We start from the raw sequence: 19,323 nt of genomic DNA, 5'->3' as shown, positions 1-19,323 counted from the left end.
ACAGATGATTCGCCTGCTTCGGCAGCCAGGAAACGCCCGCCTCGCGGGCGTTTTCGCGTTGCTGGGTCTCATCCTGTTGCTCGCGGGTTGTGCCTCGACACCTACCCTGTCGCCCGAGAGCGCCCGCACACTGCCTCAGCGGGTCCTGCTCGACGACGTACCTTTCCATGGACAACGCGACTACCAATGCGGCCCTGCCTCCCTGGCCATGGCACTCGGCGCCAGCGGCATCTCGGTGAGCGTCGACACCCTGATTCCTCAGGTCTTCCTGCCCGGCCGGGAAGGCAGCGTGCAGCCCGAGATGCTGGCCACGGTGCGCCGCCATGGACGCATTCCCTTTCCGATCGAAGGCGGCTTCGAGGCGCTGCTCGGCGAGCTCGACGCCGGCCATCCCGTGGTGGTGATGCAGAACCTGTCACTCCCCCTGTGGCCGGTCTGGCACTACGCGGTGGCCATCGGCTACGACCGACCAGCCGAGGAAATGGTTCTTCACAGCGGCATGACACCCGAGCGACGAATGGCCTTCGATCGTTTCGACGCGACCTGGGCTCGCAGTGATCGCTGGGCGTTCGTTGCCCTGCGCCCCGGCGACCTGCCGGCCGGTAACAATGTCGACAGCGTCATCCGAGCCATCACCGATTTCGCGTCCGTACAAGGTCCCGAGGCTGCCCTGCCGGCCTGGAACACGCTGGCCGAACGCCGTCCTGACTCCGCCATGACACGCTTCGCACAAGGCAACGCCCGTCATGCCATCGGCGACGTCGTTGGCGCCATCGACGCTTTTCGCGCGGCGACCGAGTCAGACCCCGGGCTGGCACCCGCCTGGCTCAATCTCGGCCTGCTGCTCAAGGCTCGGGGTGACACGGAACAGGCACGACACGCCTTTGAACAGGCGGCGGCGCTGCCCGGCCCCTGGCAATCGCGTGCCAGGGAGGCGCTATCGACTTGACCACCAGGGCGGTCGCCCTGATGACGCCCTCGCCATCACGACGTGGCTGTGTGAATCTGCTGCCGTTGCCGGACTCACGACCGGTAACGGCATGCAAACAGGAGAGGAGAGCCTAACGTGAGCTATGAGATCGTGCTCAAGCGCGTCTACCAGCCCATCGAGCCCGACGACGGCGCTCGCCTGCTGGTGGATCGGCTCTGGCCGCGCGGCAAACGCCGCGAATCGCTGGCACTGACCGACTGGTATCGGGATGCCTCGCCATCGCTGACGCTGCGTCGCCAGTATCACGAAGGAGAGATCAGTCCGAGCGTCTTCGCTACCCGCTATCGAGGCGAGCTGCGTGACGCACCCGACCACCTATTGCCACTGATGCGCCACGCCAGGGCCGGACGCCTGACACTGCTTTCCGCGTCACGCGACCTGGAGACATCCCACCTGCCGGTACTCAAGGAAGCCGTGCTGGCGGCCTTGTACGAAGAGGATGCGGCAGACAACGAACCAGCCTCGCCGCCCTGCTTCGGCCATGAGCGGCCATCCGATGACACCTGAGTTCCAGGGAATATCCACGCACGCCCATGTCGCCGTCGCTTTCCCACGGAAGCTCGGCCTGACGCAATGCGCGGCGCCATGATCCGGCAGCTGACGCCACCGGGGGTCAGGGTTGGGCAGCGTCAGGTATCGGGGCTATAGGCTGATAGCGTGCGTGCGATCAGCGCCGCGTGGCGTCGTACCCCAGGTCGGCACCGCTGTTCTCGTCACTGCGACGGCGTACGCGGCCCTGCTTGCGGTTTTCCTCCTCGCAGACGTCATCCTTGCCACCACAGACTTCGCAGCCTTCCTTGAGGCCCAGATTGTTGAGCCCGCCACAGGACCCCTGAATGGGGCGACGTCCCAGAATGACGCCCACGGCCATGGCCGCCACGATGACCAGCATCAGGGCCAGAACGACCAGAAAGGTACTCATGATGATTCTCCAGAATGAAGGGAATGGGACCTGTACCCGGTATGACCACGACATCCGGTCACGTGATCCCCATCGGACTCCTTGTCGGGTATGCCGACAGCAATGCGATCGGCATACCCGACGAGAAGACCCAACAGGGCCGGCCCGAAGGCCGGCCCTGAGCGTCTTCGGTGTCAGCCACCGAAATCGTCCAGCATGATGTTTTCCGGTTCGACGCCGAGGTCCACCAGCATCTTGATCACCGAAGCGTTCATCATGGGCGGCCCGCACATGTAGTACTCGCAGTCCTCGGGGGCCGGGTGGTCCTTGAGGTACTCTTCGTAGAGCACATTGTGAATGAAGCCGGTCGCGCCCTCCCAGTTGTCCTCGGGCAAGGGATCGGACAGTGCCAGGTGCCACTCGAAGTTGTCGTGCTCTTCGGCCAGCTTGTCATATTCTTCATTGTAGAAGGTCTCCCGCCAGGAACGGGCACCATACCAGAAGGAGATCTTGCGCTTGGAATCCAGGCGCTTGAGCTGATCGAAGATGTGACTGCGCATCGGCGCCATGCCGGCGCCGCCACCGACAAACACCATCTCCGCATCGGTGTCCTTGGCGAAGAACTCGCCGAAGGGCCCCATCACGGTCACCTTGTCGCCCGGCTTCATGTTGAAGACATAGGTCGACATCAACCCCGGTGGATGACCGGTGTTGGGCGGCGGCGTGGCGATACGCACGTTGAACTTGAGGATACCCTTCTCTTCCGGGTAGTTGGCCATGGAGTAGGCACGGATGATCTCTTCGGTGTTCTTGTGGGAAATGTCGAAGAGGCCGAACTTCTCCCAGTCGCCCTTGTACTCTTCTTCGATATCGAAGTCGGAGAACTTGATGTCATAGGGCGGTGCCACCAGCTGCACGTAACCACCGGCGCGGAAGGCAACATCCTCGCCTTCGGGCAGACGCAGGTTGAGCTCCTTGATGAAGGTCGCGACGTTCGGGTTCTCGATGACCTCGCATTCCCACTTCTTGACGCCGAAGACTTCCTCGGGCACCTCGATCTTCATGTCCTGCTTCACCGGTACCTGGCAGGACAGGCGCCAGCCTTCCTTCTTCTCGCGCAGGGTGAAGTGAGACTCCTCGGTGGGCAGGATCGAGCCGCCCCCCTCTTCCACGCGGCACCGGCACTGGGCGCAGGAGCCGCCGCCGCCACAGGCGGACGACAGGAAAATGCCATTGGCGGCCAGGGTATTGAGCAGCTTTCCGCCCGCCTGGGTGGTAAGGGTGTGCTCGGGGTCGCCGTTGATCTCGATAGCGACGTCCCCGGTGCTCACGAGCTTGCTCCGGGCGGCCAGGATCACCGCCGTCAGACCGATGATGACCACGGTGAACATGACCACACCGAGCAAGATGACTGTTGTATCAACCATGTCGGTTTCCTATTGCTTGCGTTGCCTGGTTACCGGCGACTCGGGGCCGCCGGCAGAACACGACCCACCTCAGAGCTGGATGCCGGAGAAGGACATGAAGCCCAGCGACATCAGACCGACAGTGATGAAGGTGATGCCCAGGCCCTGCAGGGAGGCGGGCACGTCGCTGTACTTGAGCTTCTCGCGGATGCCGGCCAGGGCGGTGATCGCCAGCGCCCAGCCGACACCGGCGCCCAGGCCGTAGACCACGGATTCACCGAGATTGTAATTGCGCTCGGACATGAACAGGGTCGCCCCGAGGATCGCACAGTTCACGGTGATCAGCGGCAGGAAGACGCCCAGGGCGTTGTAGAGCGCCGGCACGTACTTGTCCAGAAACATTTCCAGGATCTGCACGATGGCGGCAATCACGCCGATATAGCTCAGGTAGCCGAGGAACGTCAGATCGATGTTCTCGGCACCGGGGATCCCGGTCCAGACCAGCGCCCCCTCGCCGAGCAGATAGGTCAATATCAGGTTGTTCACCGGCACCGTGATGGTCAGCACCACGATGACGGCGATGCCCAGGCCGAACGCCGAGGAAACCTTCTTGGACACCGCCAGGAAGGTACACATGCCCAGGAAGAACGCCAGGGCCATGTTCTCGACGAAGACCGAGGCGACGAACAGGCTCAGATAATGTTCCATGTTACACGGCCTCCTTCGGCTGGGTGTTGGCCTTCATCTCGAACTCGTTCTCCTCGACCTGCTCGGGGTTGATGGCACGCAGCACCCAGATGATCAGGCCGATGATGAAGAAGGCGGACGGCGGCAACAGCATCAAGCCATTCGGCACGTACCAGCCACCGCTGGACACCGTCTCCAGCACGGTGAACCCGAACACGCTCCCGGAGCCGAACAGCTCACGGAAGAAGCCGACAGTCATCAGGATGAAGCCATAACCGATGCCATTGCCGACACCGTCCAGAAAGGACAGCCCCGGCGTGTTGGTCATGGCGAAACCTTCGGCGCGCCCCATCACGATGCAGTTGGTGATGATCAGGCCGACGAAGACCGACAGCTGCTTGGACATCTCGTAGGCATAGGCCTTGAGAATCTGGTCCACCACGATCACCAACGAGGCGATGATCGTCATCTGGACGATGATACGGATGGAGGACGGAATATGGTTGCGGATCAACGAAACGAAAAAGTTGGAAAAGGCCGTCACGAAGATTACCGCCAACGACATGACCAGCGAGACACTCATGCTGCTGGTCACCGCCAGCGCACTACAGATCCCCAGGATCTGCAGTGCAATGGGGTTGTTCTTGAAGATCGGCGTCGTCAGGACGCCTTTTGCAGTCGGTGCAGACATCTTCAGGCTCCTTCAGTCTCGTCGGTGGAAGCAGACTTCACCGCTTCCTGATCGGTGCCACTGCGGAACTTGGCCAAATAGTTGCCGAAGCCCTCGGGCCCGAGCCAGAACTGCAGCATGTTGGTCACCCCGTTACTGGTCAGCGTGGCCCCCGAGAGCGCATCGACTTCGGTCTTCTCGCTCGCGCCACCCTTGACCAGGCCGATTTCCGGCTGGAGATCGCTGCTCTCACCATAGATCTGCTTGCCTTCCCACTGAGCCTTCCAGCTGGGAGTGTCGACCTTGGCACCCAGACCAGGCGTTTCGGAGTGCGAGTAATAGGTGATACCGACAATGGTATTGCCGTCACCCTCGACCGACAGATAGCCGCGCATCAGGCCCCATAGGCCCTGACCACGAATCGGCAGGATCAACTGCTCGGGGTCCTGCGGATCCCCCACCAGATAGACGGTGCTGTAGTTTTCCTGGCGGGAAAGACCGGCAATATCCTTCTCACCGGAAAGCGTCCGCGACTGGGCAGGATCCCTGGCAGCCTCGAAACCGCTGAATTTTTCCGGGTCGAACTCATCGGTGTATTCGCCGCTGCGCAGGTCGACCACCTTGGGTGTGACCTTCTGGAACTCTTCCGCCACATCGTCGCCGGGCTCGTAGAGGTCGGCCACGTTGAGGATGTTGGTCTTGCGGTCCAGCTCCTGGTTGAGCTGCTGCTTCGAGCGCAGCGCCACCGCAGCGGTGGAAACGATGATCGAGCACACGATGCAGAGTGCGAACGCCACCGTCAGGATCTTCTTGATGGAGTTGTTGCTCTGTGCCATCAGGCATTCTCCTCGGCCGGATCACCGGTGCGCCGCTGACGGCGCTTGATGTTGGCCTGAACAAAGAAGTGGTCGATCAGCGGGGCGAACAGGTTGGCGAACAGGATCGCCAGCATGATGCCTTCCGGGAAGGCCGGGTTCACCACACGGATCAGCACGGTCATGACGCCGATCAAGGCACCGAAGATGAGACGCCCGGGGTTGGTCATGGAGGCGGACACCGGGTCGGTGGCCATGAACACCATGCCGAAGGCGAAACCGCCGATGACCAGATGCCAGTACCAGGGCATGGCAAACATCGGATTGGTATCGGAGCCGATCAGGTTGAACAGTGCGCTGGTCACGACCATGCCGAGAAAGACGCCGAGCATGATCCGCCAGGATGCAATCTTGGTCCACAGCAGCACGGCCGCGCCGATCAGGATCGCCAGCGTGGAGGTCTCGCCGATCGACCCCGGCATGAAACCGAGAAAGGCATCCCACCAGCTGAACTGATCGCTCAGGGCGCTCATGCCGCTCTGATAGGCCGTGGACAGTGCCGTGGCCCCGGTAAATCCATCGGCTGCCACCCAGACGGAGTCACCGGAAAGCTGCGCCGGATAGGCGAAGTAAAGGAAGGCACGTCCGGTCAGCGCCGGATTGAGGAAGTTCTTGCCGGTGCCGCCGAAGATTTCCTTGCCGATCACCACACCGAAGGTAATACCGAGGGCGACCTGCCACAGCGGGATGGTCGCCGGCAGGATCAGGGCGTAGAGCACCGAGGTGACGAAGAAGCCCTCATTGACCTCGTGGCCACGCTTGATGGCGAACAGGACTTCCCAGAAGCCCCCGACCACGAAGGTCACCAGATAGATGGGCAGGAAGTAGGTGGCACCGAGCACGAGGTTGCCCCACAGGCTGCCCGGGTCATGCCCGCCCCCCAGGGTCATGACGATGGCCTCGCGCCAGCCGGTCGCCGCACCGAAGCCATCGGCGATGGCCAAGTTGGCCTGCCAGCCGGCATTCCACATGCCGAAGAACATGGCCGGGAAGGTACACAGCCAGACCGTGATCATGATGCGCTTGAGGTCGATGCCATCGCGCACATGGGCCGTGGTCTTGGCCACGCTCGGCGGCGTGTAGAAGATGGTGTCCACCGCCTCGTAGAGCGGGTAGAACTGTTCGTACTTCCCGCCCTTGTGGAAGTGCGGCTCGAGATTGTCGAGTGTCTGTCGGATACCCATCATCAGGCCTCTTTCTCGATCATGGTGAGATTATCGCGCAGGATGGGACCGTATTCGTACTTGCCGGGGCACACGTAGGTGCACAGCGCCAGGTCCTCCTCATCCAGCTCCAGACAGCCAAGCTGCATCGCCGTCTCGATATCGCCGACAATCAGCGAACGCAGCAACTGGGTGGGCAGGATGTCCAGCGGCATCACTTCCTCGTAAGCCCCGACAGGCACCATGGCACGTTCCGAGCCATTGGTGGAAGTCGTCGGTGCGTAGTCACGCAGCCCCTTGAACTTGGAAAGATAGACACCCATCACGGAGTGACGATTGATACCGGGCGAGATCCAGCCCATGAAGCTCCGCTTGTTGCCTTCCTCGATCAGGCTCAACTGGCTGTTGAAGCGCCCCAGGTAGCGCAGACTGCCTTCGGCGGTGAAACCCGAGAACACCGAGCCGGAGATCACCCGGGTGTCCTCGGGATTCACGACCTCGCCATCCAGCAGCTCTTCGGTACTGGCGCCCAGGCGGGTGCGGACCAGCCGCGGTTGCTCGGCACGCGGCCCCCCGATGGCGACGACCCGATCGACATCGATCCTGCCCTCGGCGAACAACTTGCCGAAGGCGATGACATCCTGATAGCCGATGTGCCAGACCGACTTGTGAAGTGCCACGGGCGAGAGATGATGGATATGGGTGCCGACCAGGCCAGCGGGATGGGGGCCGGAGAAGGTTTCCGTCACGACACCGTCGACATCGCTGCCGGGCAACGATGTCTCCGGCCCACCGCACAGGAACACCTTGCCCTCGGTCAGGCGCGCCAGCACCTTGAGACCATCCTCGAAGGCCTCGGCCTGCTCGTTGATGATGCCGGCGGGGTCGGCACTGAGCGGGTGGGTATCGACGGCGGTAACGAAGATGTTCTCCGGTTCGGCATCCAGGGCCGGCGTCCGCGAGTAAGGGCGTGTACGCAAGGCGGTCCACAGCCCCGACTCGACCAGCTGGTCGACCACGGTCTGGCGCTCCAGGGATGCCAGCCTGTCACGGCCGTGGGCGGTGAAGGAGACGCTTTCCTCGGTGCCGTCGACCTTGATCACCACCGACAACAGCTTGCGTTTCTCGCCACGGTTGATGGCCACCACTTCACCGGCTGCCGGTGCGGTAAAGCGAACACCCTCGATCTTCTTGTCGGTGAAGAGCAGCTGGCCCAGTTTGACCTTGTCCCCCTCCCGGACCTCCATGGTCGGCTTCATGCCGATATAGTCGGTTCCTAGGACGGCCACGTGACGCACCGGACGCGCATCCTCGATGCGCTGCTCCGGGGCACCCGTGATGGGGAGATCCAGGCCTTTCTTGACTTCGATCATAGTCTCGCCCAGTTGATGGATCGGATATACGAAGGAAAGGGGTACGAATGGGTTCAGATTCTTTTACTTGTCAGAATGTTACCAGTCGGGCCCGAGACGAGCTCGAACCACCCCGAAAATCCCGGATATTATAAAGAGAAGCCGGTGCGATGACTACCGACCGAAGGTCGCAAGGCGAGCATTGACGGCCTGCGGATGAGGCCTGTCGATGAGTGGAAAAAACGTTGGCCGCGAGAAGCGCGGATCCTGGCAGGACGCGGCCGCCCCCGCCATTCGGCGGGAGCGGCCTTGCACTCACCCCCGTGAGCGGGGCAGCTTGAGGAAGTTCACGTTGGACACTTGCTGCAGGATACGGATGACCTGGCAGCTGTAACCGAATTCGTTGTCGTACCAGACGTAGAGCACCACATGCTTGCCATTGGCGATGGTCGCCTGGGCATCGACGATACCGGCATGGCGGTTGCCGACAAAGTCGGTGGATACCACCTCGGGCGAATCGACGAAGTCGATCTGCTTCTGATAGTCGGAGCCGATGGACATGCGACGCAGGTAGTCGTTGAGCGCCTCGACATCGGTATCACGATCCAGCGTCAGGTTGAGAATCGCCATGGACACGTTGGGCGTGGGCACCCGAATGGCATTGCCGGTGAGCTTGCCGGACAGCTCGGGCAACGCCTTGGCAACCGCCTTGGCAGCACCGGTCTCGGTCAGCACCATGTTGAGTGGTGCGCTACGGCCACGACGGTCGCCCTTGTGGTAGTTGTCGATCAGGTTCTGGTCGTTGGTGTAAGAGTGCACTGTCTCGACATGGCCGTGGGCGATGCCGAATTCGTCGTTGAGCACCTTGAGCACCGGCACGATGGCATTGGTGGTACAGGATGCCGCCGAGATGATGCGGTCATCGCCGGTAATGTCCTGGTGGTTGATGCCGTAGACGATGTTCTTGACGTCCCCCTTGCCCGGCGCCGTGAGCAACGCCTTGGAAACGCCCTTGCAGGCCAGGTGCTGCCCCAGCCCCTCTTCATCACGCCAGATACCCGTATTGTCGACCACCACGGCATGGTCGATGCCATAGGCCGTATAGTCGATCTCGGCGGGCGAATCGGCGTAGATCACCTTGATGACATTGCCGTTGGCAGTCAGGGTGCGAAATTCGACATCGACGCTGATGGTACCGTCGAAGGGACCATGCACGCTGTCGCGGCGCAACAGGCTCGCCCGCTTCTCGAGGTCCTTGGCGATGTCGCCTCGACCACGCACCACGATCGCCTTGAGACGCAGCAGGTTGCCGCCACCGGCCTTCTCGATCAGCACACGGGCCAGGATGCGGCCGATACGGCCGAAACCGTACAACACGACATCCTTGGGCTCGCCGGTGCCGGCATCCGGGTCGTGGGCATCGACGATCTCGGCCAGCTCCTCGCGCAGAAACGCCTCGGCATTCCCGCCACCACGCTTCTTGAAGGCCACGCCCAGCTTGCCGACATCGACATGCGCCGGCCCCAGGTTGAGCGCCTGCATGGCCTGAACCAGCGGGAAGGTGTCCTGGACGGAAAGTTCCGTTCCCTCGATCTTGCGGACGAAGCGGTGATCCTTGAGGATCCGGATGACACTACGATTGAACAGCGAACGCCCGAACATGGTGGTCACGACGTTGTTGCGGCGATAGAGGTTACCGATCAGCGGGATCATCTGCTCGGCGATCGCCTGGTTGTCGTGCCATTCCTGGAAAACGGTATCGAGGGATTCCTGACTCACGAGAGGCCTCTCTGTAGGGGTTGAGATTCGCCGGTATTATCCGAAGCCGGCCCCCCGAGGGCAATCACGGGATAGTCGCAACCGGTGTAGGCGGATTACAACAACCGGCTTCTCACTACATGACACCCGGGGCTGGTATGATGCCCATAGTCATCCCATTCGACACGACGCGAACGACGCCATGCCGACTTTCTCGCCACTCGCCCCCCATCGTCCCGAGGGGCTGCGTGACACCCTCTACTGGCAGACACCGCCCGGCAGCGCCACGGCGCTGGCCCTGGCTCACCTGGCCGAGGACGCCCCGCTGCTGGTGATCACGGCCGATACCGCCGCGGCTCAGCGCCTGGAAGGCGACCTGGCCTTCTACTCGCACCTGCCGGTACTGCCTTTCCCCGACTGGGAAACGCTGCCCTACGATAGCTTTTCGCCTCACCAGGACATCGTCTCGGCCCGCCTTCGGACCCTGCGTCGCCTGCAGGAAGGCGAGCACGGCATCGTGCTGGTACCGATCAATACCCTGATGCAGCGCCTGTCGCCGGTCGACTACATCGCCGGGCGAGTGATGACCCTCGAGACTGGCATGACACTGGACCGGGAAGGCTTTCGCGAACGCCTTTCGCGGGCCGGCTACCGGGCCGTCGAGACGGTCTACGAACCCGGCGAGTATGCCCTGCGTGGCGCGCTCATCGACCTTTACCCGATGGGCAGCGAGATGCCCTTGCGCATCGACCTGTTCGACGACGAGATCGACACCCTGCGCCGTTTCGACCCGGACACCCAGCGCAGCCAGGACAAGGTGGAGCGCCTCGAGCTACTGCCGGCACACGAGTATTCCCTGTCGCGCGATGCCATCGCCTGCTTCCGGGAAGGCTTCGAGACACTCTTCGATGTCGACCCGCGTCAGTGCCCTCTGTATCTGGATGCCCTGAAGGGCATCCCTTCCCCGGGCCTGGAACAGTACCTGCCGTTGTTCTTCGACGAGACGGCGACACTGTTCGACCACCTCGCCGACACTACCCGGGTGGCGCTGACGCCGGGGGTGTTCGAATCCGCCGAGCATCACTGGGCGGCCATCGAGAGTCGTTACGAGAACCTTGGCGTCGACCCCACGCGTCCCTTGCTGCCGCCCCATCGCGCCTTCGTGCCGGTACCCGAAGTCTTTGCCGCCATCAAGCAGTACCCACGAGTCGAGCTCACCGACGACACCCGCCACCCCCATGCCATTCCGCCGGCAGCGCGGGACGTGCCGGAAGTGACGATCAATGCCCGGGCAAAGGAGCCGCTGGCAGCCCTCTCCCGGTTTCTCGGCGAGCATTCGACCCGGGTGCTGTTCGTTGCCGAGTCCCGCGGACGCCGCGAAGCCCTCGAAGAGACCCTCGCCCCCCTCAAGCTCGATCTTCCCCATGTCGACGACTTCCCCGCCTTCCTCGAGGGCGAGTCCCGACTGGCCATCACCGAGGGCGCCATCGACGCCGGCTTGTGGCTCGAGACGCCGGACCTGGCGGTGATCAGCGAAACCGAGTTGTTCGGCGAGGTCGTTCGCCAGAGTCGGCGCCGGGAAAAGGCCACCGACGATGATGAACTGGCCATCCGTCACCTCTCCGAGCTTCGACCGGGCGCCCCGGTGGTCCACCAGGCGCACGGCGTGGGCCGATACCTGGGCCTGGAGACACTGGAAACCGGCGGCCAGGCCGCCGAATTCGTCGCTCTCGAGTATGCCGATGGTGCCAAGCTCTATGTGCCGGTGGACAGCCTGCACCTGATTTCCCGTTATGCCGGTGCCGACGATGACCTGGCCCCGTTGCATCGGCTGGGTTCGGAGCAGTGGGACAAGGCCCGGAAGAAGGCGGCCGAGAAGATCCGCGATACCGCCGCCGAGCTGCTCGACATCTATGCGCGCCGAGAGGCTCGGGAGGGCTTCGCCTGCCAGATGCCGGACGCCGACTATGCCCGCTTCGCTGCCAGCTTCCCCTTCGAGGAAACGCCGGACCAGCGCGCCGCCATCGAGGCGGTCGTCGGTGACATGACGGCCCCTCGCCCCATGGATCGCGTGGTGTGTGGCGATGTCGGTTTCGGCAAGACCGAGGTGGCAATGCGCGCCGCCTTCCTTGCCGTGCACTCCGACCGTCAGGTCGTGGTGCTGGTCCCCACCACCCTTCTGGCTCGCCAGCACTACGAAAACTTCCGCGACCGTTTCGCCGATACGGCCGTCGATATCGAACTGGTCTCGCGCTTTACGGGCGGCCAGGGACAGAGCGCCGCGATGCAACGCATCGAGGATGGCCGCGCCGACATCGTCATCGGTACCCACAAGCTGCTTTCCAAGTCGATGCGCTTCGCCAACATGGGCCTGTTGATCATCGACGAGGAACACCGCTTCGGTGTCGCCCAGAAAGAGCGCCTCAAGCAGCTGAGGGCCGAGGTGGATATCCTGACGCTGACCGCCACCCCCATCCCCCGCACCCTCAACATGGCCATGAGCGGCATCCGCGACCTGTCCATCATCGCCACACCGCCGGCACGCCGCCTATCGGTGAAGACGTTCGTCCAGCAGCGTGACGAATCGGTGATCAAGGAAGCGGTCCTGCGCGAAATACTGCGTGGCGGACAGGTCTACTTCCTGCACAATGAGGTCAAGACCATCGAGACTGCCGCCGAAACCGTGCGTGAACTGATCCCCGATGCTCGGGTCGGTGTGGCTCACGGCCAGCTGCCGGAGCGTTCACTGGAGCGCGTAATGTCCGACTTCTATCACAAGCGCTTCAATGTCCTGGTCTGCTCCACCATCATCGAGACCGGCATCGATGTCCCCAGTGCCAACACCATCATCATCGAACGCGCCGACAAGTTCGGCCTGGCCCAGCTCCATCAGCTGCGTGGCCGTGTCGGGCGCAGTCACCACCAGGCCTACGCCTACCTGCTGGCGCCGCCACCGCGCGTGCTGACCCGGGATGCCACCAAGCGCCTGGAGGCGATCGCCCAGGCCGAGGACCTTGGCGCCGGCTTTACCCTGGCCAGCCACGACATGGAGATCCGCGGTGCCGGCGAGCTGCTCGGCGACGAGCAGAGCGGGCAGATGGAGGCCCTGGGCTACAGTCTCTACATGCAGATGCTGGATCGTGCGGTGAAGGCCATACGCGACGGCAAGACACCCAATATCGAGGCCCCACTCGACGAAGGGGTCGAGATCAGCCTCAACCTGCCGGCGCTGATCCCCGACGACTACCTGCACGACATCCAGCAACGTCTGATCATGTACAAGCGCATCAGCAACGCCGAGACAGAGGCCGAGCTCAAGGAACTTCAGGTCGAGATGATCGACCGCTTCGGCCTGCTTCCGGCACCGGTCAAGACCCTGCTGCGCCAGACCCGATTACGCCAGCGAGCCGAACGACTGGGCATAGCCCGACTCGAGGCCGGCGCCGAACGAGGTCGCGTGATCTTCTCCGGGCATACCCGGGTCGACCCGCTGATTCTGGTCGAGCTGATCCAGCATGCCCCTCAGACCTACCGGCTCGAGGGCGCCGACACACTGCGCTTTTCGGCGGAGCTGGAAGATGAAACATCGCGCTTCGAGTTCGTGGAGCAACTCATGGACTCTCTCAATCGCAAGGCCGAGGCGGCGTGAGGCTCGCCGGTCACCCGACCCTGGACGGAGAACCTCCGTCCTGCGGATCACTCCTACGCACAGGCCCTTGGCCCAGGGATGCGGCCATGGCCCCGAACGAACGGCAATCAGAGACGATGACAGCGATGACACGCACCTCCTTTTTCGGGCACACCGCCCGCCTCGCCATGACCCTGGGCCTGACCGGCGCGCTTGCCGCTCCGCTGCAGGCCGCCGACGGCGACCTCGCCCCGGGGCATTATCGACTTCCCGAAGACGGCGACCTGATCGGCGAGATCACCACCGTCGAGGCCGACGAGGAAGACACCCTGATCGACATCGGCCACGAGCACGGCATCGGGTACGAAGCCATGGTGCGCGCCAATCCCGACATCAGTGTCTGGTATCCCGGCGAGGGCACCGAGGTCACCATCCCCGGCCGCTTCATCCTGCCGGACGCACCTCGCGAGGGTGTCGTGGTCAATGTCGCCGAGATGCGCCTCTACTACTACCCTCCCCGCGCCGAGGGCGAGCCCGCCACGGTCGAGACCTATCCCATCGCCGTGGGCCGCATGGACTGGCAGACACCGCTGGGCACCACGACCATCACCGACAAGATCAAGGATCCGGCCTGGTATCCGCCCCAATCGATCATCGAAGAACACGCCGCCGATGGCCGCTCGCTGCCCAGCGTGGTCCCCCCCGGCCCCGACAATCCCCTGGGACGGTACAAAATGCGCCTGGGCATTCCCGGCTACCTGATTCATGGCACCAACAAGCCGGAAGGTGTCGGCATGCGCGTCACCCATGGCTGCATCCGCATGCTGCCCGAGGACATCGACGCCCTCTTCCCCCGCCTGCCCCAGGGCACCCAGGTCCGACTGGTCAACGACAGCTTCAAGCTCGGCTGGACCGATGACACCCTTTATGTTCAGTCCTACCCCTATCTGGACGAAAAGCAGGGCACGACCATCCAGCGTGTCACCGAAGCGCTCGCCCAGGTCGAAGCCAGCATCGATTCCGATGACTATGCCGTGGATTACGGACGGTTGCGCGAAGTCGTCGAAGTCCCCAGCGGCATGCCGGTCGCCTTGAAGGCACCCGAAGAACCCGAGCAACCCGAACCGGCCCCGACCCCGAGAACGCTCTACGATCGCCTGGAACTGGTCTTTGCCGAACCCGGCTTCATGAACCACCTCTCCTTCGGCGACTGATGCCGATAGCCACCGGTGCCCGAGCCGGTGGCCTCACCTACGACAAGGGCCCCGCCGGATGGCGGGGCCCTTGTCGTATCCATCATGTCGGCACGCCGCCCGAGGGCGGCATGCAACACGATCACTTGCGCATGGAACGCTCGAACATGCGGTTCATCTCTTCACGGTTCTGCTGAGACATCTGCAGAGCCTGCTGAGCGTCACGCTGCGCTTGGTTGGCAGTGTTCTGAGCCTGGGTCGCGATGCTGTGAGCCTCGGCGGCGTCGGCCTGGGCAGACTCGGCGGTCGTACGCACTTCTTCCAGAGCGCTGGAAGAGGCACAGCCGGCCAGTACGGCCAGAGAGGCAGCAGCGGCGGTCAGCTTGAGAGTCGTCTTGAGGGTCATGGTGTTCTCCTTGGATCTTCCTTGGAACTTCATTGACGATGCCTGCCGAGGCAGGCTTCCCGCGAGGCGGGGTTTCAGGGAAGTGCTGCTTTCCGTACAGCTATCAGCACTTCTTTTGCAAGATTACGCTGAGCGCCGTAGAAGTCAAACGCTGTTCAAAAACGCCCAGCGAAGGATTCTAGACGAGAACGTCCCTAGCGCATATAAAGCCTAGCGGATGACGACCCTTGTGCCAATGTCGATCATCGACGACAGGGTGTCGACCTGACCATCGGTGACCGCGACACACCCATCCGTCCAGTGGAAGCGGCGATGAATCTCCGGGTCCGCCACTCCGATGCCATGGATGCCGATATATCCGCCCAGCACCGTGCTCTGAGGCGGCTGGCCATGCCGACGATAATAGGCGAAGTAATCATCGTAATCCCGCTGACTGTAGACCCCGGTCTGGAGTGCCATGCGCGCATGGGTAGGCGTCGGATAATTCAGGCCGATGAAAGTATGGTACTTGCTATCGAAATTGAAACGGGTGACGCGGAACTCGCCCAGCGGCGTCACGCGACCGCCTCGCAGGCGCTGAGCCTCGGCACCGCCCCGCCCCAGCGATATCGGCGAGAACCGCTCCAGCAGCGTATTGCCGCGATAGAGACTCAGGCTGGCCGCCTCATCATCGATCAATACCCAGACTTCATTGCTGTACCTGGGCTGGTCGGCACGCGCGAGGATCTCGTCCATCGGCCCATTACGCGTCTGAACGGCCTCCATCAGACCGGCACGGGACAAGGAAGGCACCAACAGGAACAGACAGAGACTCGCGAGCAGCAAGCCGAATCGACGGCGGGAAAACGATATCATGATAGGCAGAACTCGTCGGCGATGAGCGATGAAATCGATGACGTTTATACCGCACCTGGCATCAAGTGTCAGTTCAACGCAGCCAATGACACGAGACAACACTGTTGCGTCCGAGCGACAGGCAGACCCAACCTCGGATCAGAGGGTGTCTACAAAATGCCTACACTCGGCAATACGGCGTTGAAATTGACCTCAAAATGCTCATTTACCTATCGTAAACTGCGCTTTTTCACTCAATTTCGCCTTGTCTTGCCTTCGTTCGCCTGTTTTGTAAACACCCTCTCAGTGCCTAGTTACCATTCCTCGCTGGTCTGTCGCAGGGCACCGATCTCGCATTTGGCCTGGCTCAGGCAGTCGAGCAGTTCCGACCCCAGGTCCTCTGCACCACCGACGGCGATCAGCCCCTGAGCCGCGCCGCCCGAACGGCGTGCCACACCGTCGCTGGAGTGCAACGCCTCGAGCCGCACCAGCAAGCGAGCCAGCCAGCTGTCGGGACGCTCGGCGAGGCGGCGCAATCGCTCGAGTTCGGCCAGTTGCACCTCATCGGACGACAACAAGGTTCGCCAGTCACCATTCGCCGGCGTGGCATGCTCGGCCAGCTCGGTGACCTCCCTCGTCAGCGACTCCAGCGCCAGCTCGCACAATGCCAGTGCCCCCTCCTCGGCGGCCATGCGACGTGCCTCGCTGTGCTCGTCATCCCCCGGCGCGACAGCGAGCAACAGCTCAGCCTGATAGAGCAGTTGATTGGTTCGTGCACGCGGTGTCACTTGCGCTTGTCCTCCACCTGCCAGCGACCGTCGGCGAAGGTGGCCTTCCAGCCGGTCGCCTTGCCATTATCGTCGGTCATCACGAACTGCTCCTTGGCCTTGCGCGAGAAGCGGATCTGGGCCGGACGCCCATCAGGATCCGCGCTTGGCGCCTCGAGCAGGTAACGATATTTCTCGGGAAGCTCCTCGGCATGGGCCTTGAGCTCGGCGACCAGGGGCGGACGCGTCTCACGATTCTTGGGGAACTTACTCGCCGCCAGGAAGAGCCCACTGGCGCCATCGCGCAGTACATAGTGGTCCTCGACCTTCTGGCAGGCCAGTTCGGGCATGGGAATGGGGTCCATCTTGGGCGGCGCCACCTCTCCGTTCCGAAGCAGCTTGCGCGTGTTCTTGCAGGCCTCGCTGGTACAGCCGAAGTACTTGCCGAAACGCCCGGACTTGAGCTGCATCTCGCTGCCGCACTTGTCGCACTCGATGGTGGGCCCGTCATATCCCTTGATGCGGAACCGACCATGCTCGACCTCGTGGCCATCGCAGTCAGGGCTGTTGCCGCAGATATGCAGCTTGCGCTGCTCATCGATCAGATAACTATCCATGGCGGTGCCGCACTTCGGGCAACGGTGCTTGGCACGCAAGGCATCGGTCTCGGCCTCCTCGCCGGCATCGGCGGCCACGGCCTCGTCGCCGGGCAGCAGGTCCATGGTCGTCTTGCAGCGCTCCTTGGGTGGCAGGTTGTAGCCGCTGCAGCCGAGGAAGACGCCTGTCGAGGCGGTGCGGATCTGCATGTCGCGTCCACATGTCGGGCACTCGATATCGGTGGGCACCGGCTGGTTGGGGCGCATGCCCTCCTCGCTCTCGGCCTCGTCGAGTTCCTCACGGAACTCGGCGTAGAAGGCATCGAGCAACTCGCGCCAGCGGCGCTGTCCTTCGGCCACCTCGTCGAGGCTATCCTCCATGCGCGCGGTGAAGGAGTAGTCCATCAGGTCGGGGAAGGACTCCTTGAGCCGCTCGGTGACGATGTCACCCAGCTTCTCGGCGTAGAAGCGCCGGTTTTCGAGCCGCACATAGCCTCGATCCTGGATGGTCGAAATGATGGCGGCATAGGTGGAAGGGCGACCGATGCCCTTCTTTTCGAGCTCCTTGACCAGGCTTGCTTCGGTGTAACGTGCCGGTGGCTTGGTAAAGTGCTGTTGCGGGTCCAGTGACTCGAGCGTCAGCGAGGTGCCCTCGGCAATATCCGGCAGCGACTGGTCCTCGTCCTTGCGCCCCATGGGCTTCAGGACCCGGGTATAGCCATCGAACTTCAGCACCCGCCCCTTGGCCTTGAGCTCATAGCCGGAGGCCTCCACCGTCAGGGTGGTGGACAGGTATTCGGCCGGCGTCATCTGGCAGGCCACGAACTGACGCCAGATCAGCTCATAGAGGCGTTCGGCATCACGCTCCATGCCGGCAAGATCACCGGCCTGACGCGTCACATCGGAAGGCCGGATGGCCTCGTGAGCCTCCTGAGCGCCCTCCTTGCTGCTGTAGCGGTTCGGCGACTCGGGAAGATAACGCTTGCCGTAGGACTCGCCAATATAGTCGCGCACACCGGCCACCGCTTCCTGCGAGAGGTTGGTGGAATCGGTACGCATGTAGGTGATGTAGCCGGCCTCGTAGAGGCGCTGGGCCAGCGTCATGGTCTTCTTGACCGAGAATCCCAGTCGACCGCTGGCAGCTTGCTGGAGGGTCGAGGTGATGAAGGGGGCGTTCGGTCTGGAGCGGGTCGGCTTGTCCTCCCGCGCCGTGACGGCCAGGCTGGCTCCACGAAGCGCCGCGATGCGTTCCAGGGTTTCGCTCTCGCTGGTCGGCCGGAAGGTCTTGCCATCCTGTCGCACCAGCTCGAAGCGCACCGTCTCGCCCTTGCCATCACTCGGCGACAGATCGGCATGAACGTCCCAGAACTCCTCGGGTACGAAAGCCCGGATCTCTCTCTCTCGCTCGACGATCAGGCGCATCGCGACCGACTGCACGCGACCGGCGGAGAGGCCACGGGCGATCTTGGCCCACAGCAGCGGCGAGAGCATGAAGCCCACGACCCGATCGAGAAAACGCCGCGCCTGCTGAGCCTCGACCCGCGGCATGTTCAACTGACCGGGATCCTCGAAGGCCTCATGAATGGCGTTCTTGGTGATCTCGTTGAACACCACGCGACGATAGCGGGACTCGTCGCCACCGATGGTTTCGCGCAGGTGCCAGGCGATGGCCTCACCCTCGCGGTCCAGATCGGTGGCCAGATAGACATGGTCGGCCTTGTCGGCCAGTTTCTTCAGCTCGGCGACCACCTTTTCCTTGCCGGGAAGGACCACATAATCGGCCTCCCAGCCATGATCCGGGTCGATGCCCATGCGCCGAATGAGCTGGTCGTGAGCCTTTCGCCTGCGATACTCGGCCTTTTCCTCGGCGGACATCTTGCGCGTCGCCGCCGCCTGACGGGCGCGTTCCTTGGGATCCGTGGCCGCCTTGCCCGAGCCGCTGGTCGGCAGGTCACGGATGTGCCCCACGCTCGACTTCACGATGTAGTCGTTGCCGAGATACTTGTTGATCGTCTTGGCCTTGGCCGGCGACTCGACGATGACCAGTGACTTGCCCATAGTGCTCCACAATGCTATTGACGCCAGCCTAGGCTCGC

16 protein-coding genes are annotated in these 19,323 nt (G+C 62.9%); 4 read left to right on the top strand and 12 right to left on the bottom strand.

Going from position 1 to position 19,323, the window contains the following annotated elements:
- Positions 1 to 4: 4 nt before the first annotated feature.
- Both RSO41_RS16645 and RSO41_RS16640 read left to right on the top strand, forming a co-directional pair.
- Positions 5 to 949, top strand: coding sequence for a PA2778 family cysteine peptidase (locus RSO41_RS16645; protein ID WP_315620347.1), 945 nt, complete (start codon positions 5 to 7; stop codon positions 947 to 949).
- Positions 950 to 1,066: 117 nt separating this feature from the next.
- Complete coding sequence (locus RSO41_RS16640) at positions 1,067 to 1,498, top strand: DUF488 domain-containing protein (protein WP_315620346.1); 432 nt, start codon at positions 1,067 to 1,069, stop codon at positions 1,496 to 1,498.
- Positions 1,499 to 1,658: 160 nt separating this feature from the next.
- On the opposite strand, the gene nqrM is transcribed toward RSO41_RS16640, so the two are convergent.
- The 8 genes from nqrM to RSO41_RS16600 form a co-directional block, all read right to left on the bottom strand.
- The gene (gene nqrM / locus RSO41_RS16635) at positions 1,659 to 1,913 is read right to left on the bottom strand and encodes a (Na+)-NQR maturation NqrM (RefSeq protein ID WP_315620345.1); all 255 of its coding nucleotides are present in this window, start codon (positions 1,911 to 1,913) and stop codon (positions 1,659 to 1,661) included.
- A 173-nt stretch (positions 1,914 to 2,086) separates the two neighbouring features.
- Positions 2,087 to 3,319, bottom strand: coding sequence for an NADH:ubiquinone reductase (Na(+)-transporting) subunit F (nqrF, locus tag RSO41_RS16630; RefSeq protein ID WP_315620344.1), 1,233 nt, complete (start codon positions 3,317 to 3,319; stop codon positions 2,087 to 2,089).
- Between the two features lie 69 nt (positions 3,320 to 3,388).
- A complete protein-coding gene (gene nqrE, locus RSO41_RS16625) occupies positions 3,389 to 4,006 on the bottom strand; it encodes an NADH:ubiquinone reductase (Na(+)-transporting) subunit E (protein WP_064701539.1) in 618 nt (205 codons plus the stop codon).
- 1 nt (position 4,007) lies between these two features.
- Positions 4,008 to 4,676 carry an NADH:ubiquinone reductase (Na(+)-transporting) subunit D gene (locus RSO41_RS16620; RefSeq protein ID WP_315620343.1) on the bottom strand — a complete coding sequence of 223 codons (669 nt, stop codon included), beginning with the start codon at positions 4,674 to 4,676 and terminating at the stop codon, positions 4,008 to 4,010.
- 2 nt (positions 4,677 to 4,678) lie between these two features.
- Complete coding sequence (locus RSO41_RS16615) at positions 4,679 to 5,491, bottom strand: Na(+)-translocating NADH-quinone reductase subunit C (RefSeq protein ID WP_315620342.1); 813 nt, start codon at positions 5,489 to 5,491, stop codon at positions 4,679 to 4,681.
- Entirely contained in the window at positions 5,491 to 6,717 is a 1,227-nt protein-coding gene (locus RSO41_RS16610; protein WP_315620341.1) for an NADH:ubiquinone reductase (Na(+)-transporting) subunit B, read from the bottom strand. Before RSO41_RS16610 ends, RSO41_RS16615 begins: the two co-directional genes overlap by 1 nt.
- Positions 6,717 to 8,066: a Na(+)-translocating NADH-quinone reductase subunit A gene (locus tag RSO41_RS16605; RefSeq protein WP_315620340.1), complete on the bottom strand. Its 1,350-nt coding sequence runs from the start codon at positions 8,064 to 8,066 to the stop codon at positions 6,717 to 6,719. Before RSO41_RS16605 ends, RSO41_RS16610 begins: the two co-directional genes overlap by 1 nt.
- 294 nt (positions 8,067 to 8,360) lie before the next feature.
- The gene (locus RSO41_RS16600; RefSeq protein ID WP_315620339.1) at positions 8,361 to 9,824 is read right to left on the bottom strand and encodes a glyceraldehyde-3-phosphate dehydrogenase; all 1,464 of its coding nucleotides are present in this window, start codon (positions 9,822 to 9,824) and stop codon (positions 8,361 to 8,363) included.
- 181 nt (positions 9,825 to 10,005) lie between these two features.
- Between RSO41_RS16600 and mfd the strand changes: the two genes are divergently transcribed.
- Positions 10,006 to 13,452 carry a transcription-repair coupling factor gene (gene mfd / locus RSO41_RS16595; RefSeq protein ID WP_315620338.1) on the top strand — a complete coding sequence of 1,149 codons (3,447 nt, stop codon included), beginning with the start codon at positions 10,006 to 10,008 and terminating at the stop codon, positions 13,450 to 13,452.
- Between the two features lie 125 nt (positions 13,453 to 13,577).
- Complete coding sequence (locus RSO41_RS16590; protein WP_315620337.1) at positions 13,578 to 14,645, top strand: L,D-transpeptidase family protein; 1,068 nt, start codon at positions 13,578 to 13,580, stop codon at positions 14,643 to 14,645.
- A gap of 121 nt (positions 14,646 to 14,766) precedes the next feature.
- Here the strand turns inward: RSO41_RS16590 and RSO41_RS16585 are convergent, their stop codons facing one another.
- The 4 genes from RSO41_RS16585 to topA all read right to left on the bottom strand — a co-directional run bounded on the left by RSO41_RS16585 (position 14,767) and on the right by topA (position 19,285).
- Positions 14,767 to 15,030: an Lpp/OprI family alanine-zipper lipoprotein gene (locus tag RSO41_RS16585; RefSeq protein WP_315620336.1), complete on the bottom strand. Its 264-nt coding sequence runs from the start codon at positions 15,028 to 15,030 to the stop codon at positions 14,767 to 14,769.
- A gap of 210 nt (positions 15,031 to 15,240) precedes the next feature.
- Positions 15,241 to 15,885 (bottom strand): L,D-transpeptidase, encoded by a 645-nt coding sequence (locus tag RSO41_RS16580; RefSeq protein WP_315620335.1) that lies wholly within the window; start codon positions 15,883 to 15,885, stop codon positions 15,241 to 15,243.
- Between the two features lie 293 nt (positions 15,886 to 16,178).
- Positions 16,179 to 16,652, bottom strand: a complete 474-nt coding sequence (locus RSO41_RS16575) for a DUF6586 family protein (protein ID WP_315620334.1) — start codon at positions 16,650 to 16,652, stop codon at positions 16,179 to 16,181.
- Positions 16,649 to 19,285 (bottom strand): type I DNA topoisomerase, encoded by a 2,637-nt coding sequence (gene topA / locus RSO41_RS16570; RefSeq protein ID WP_315620333.1) that lies wholly within the window; start codon positions 19,283 to 19,285, stop codon positions 16,649 to 16,651. Before topA ends, RSO41_RS16575 begins: the two co-directional genes overlap by 4 nt.
- Between the last annotated feature and the right edge of the window lie 38 nt (positions 19,286 to 19,323).

Origin of the sequence: Halomonas sp. I1 (genome assembly GCF_032334135.1) — a bacterium.
GTDB lineage: Bacteria > Pseudomonadota > Gammaproteobacteria > Pseudomonadales > Halomonadaceae > Halomonas.
This window is presented reverse-complemented; position numbering and strand designations above follow the sequence as displayed.

What these genes read in the sequence shown, in the direction of transcription:
- RSO41_RS16645 (WP_315620347.1), top strand. Translation starts at nt 5, where the DNA reads ATGATTCGCCTGCTTCGGCAGCCAGGAAACGCCCGCCTCGCGGGCGTT.
- nqrM (WP_315620345.1), bottom strand. Translation starts at nt 1,913, where the DNA reads ATGAGTACCTTTCTGGTCGTTCTGGCCCTGATGCTGGTCATCGTGGCG.
- nqrF (WP_315620344.1), bottom strand. Translation starts at nt 3,319, where the DNA reads ATGGTTGATACAACAGTCATCTTGCTCGGTGTGGTCATGTTCACCGTG.
- nqrE (WP_064701539.1), bottom strand. Translation starts at nt 4,006, where the DNA reads ATGGAACATTATCTGAGCCTGTTCGTCGCCTCGGTCTTCGTCGAGAAC.
- RSO41_RS16620 (WP_315620343.1), bottom strand. Translation starts at nt 4,676, where the DNA reads ATGTCTGCACCGACTGCAAAAGGCGTCCTGACGACGCCGATCTTCAAG.
- RSO41_RS16615 (WP_315620342.1), bottom strand. Translation starts at nt 5,491, where the DNA reads ATGGCACAGAGCAACAACTCCATCAAGAAGATCCTGACGGTGGCGTTC.
- RSO41_RS16610 (WP_315620341.1), bottom strand. Translation starts at nt 6,717, where the DNA reads ATGATGGGTATCCGACAGACACTCGACAATCTCGAGCCGCACTTCCAC.
- RSO41_RS16605 (WP_315620340.1), bottom strand. Translation starts at nt 8,066, where the DNA reads ATGATCGAAGTCAAGAAAGGCCTGGATCTCCCCATCACGGGTGCCCCG.
- mfd (WP_315620338.1), top strand. Translation starts at nt 10,006, where the DNA reads ATGCCGACTTTCTCGCCACTCGCCCCCCATCGTCCCGAGGGGCTGCGT.
- RSO41_RS16590 (WP_315620337.1), top strand. Translation starts at nt 13,578, where the DNA reads ATGACACGCACCTCCTTTTTCGGGCACACCGCCCGCCTCGCCATGACC.
- RSO41_RS16585 (WP_315620336.1), bottom strand. Translation starts at nt 15,030, where the DNA reads ATGACCCTCAAGACGACTCTCAAGCTGACCGCCGCTGCTGCCTCTCTG.
- RSO41_RS16580 (WP_315620335.1), bottom strand. Translation starts at nt 15,885, where the DNA reads ATGATATCGTTTTCCCGCCGTCGATTCGGCTTGCTGCTCGCGAGTCTC.
- topA (WP_315620333.1), bottom strand. Translation starts at nt 19,285, where the DNA reads ATGGGCAAGTCACTGGTCATCGTCGAGTCGCCGGCCAAGGCCAAGACG.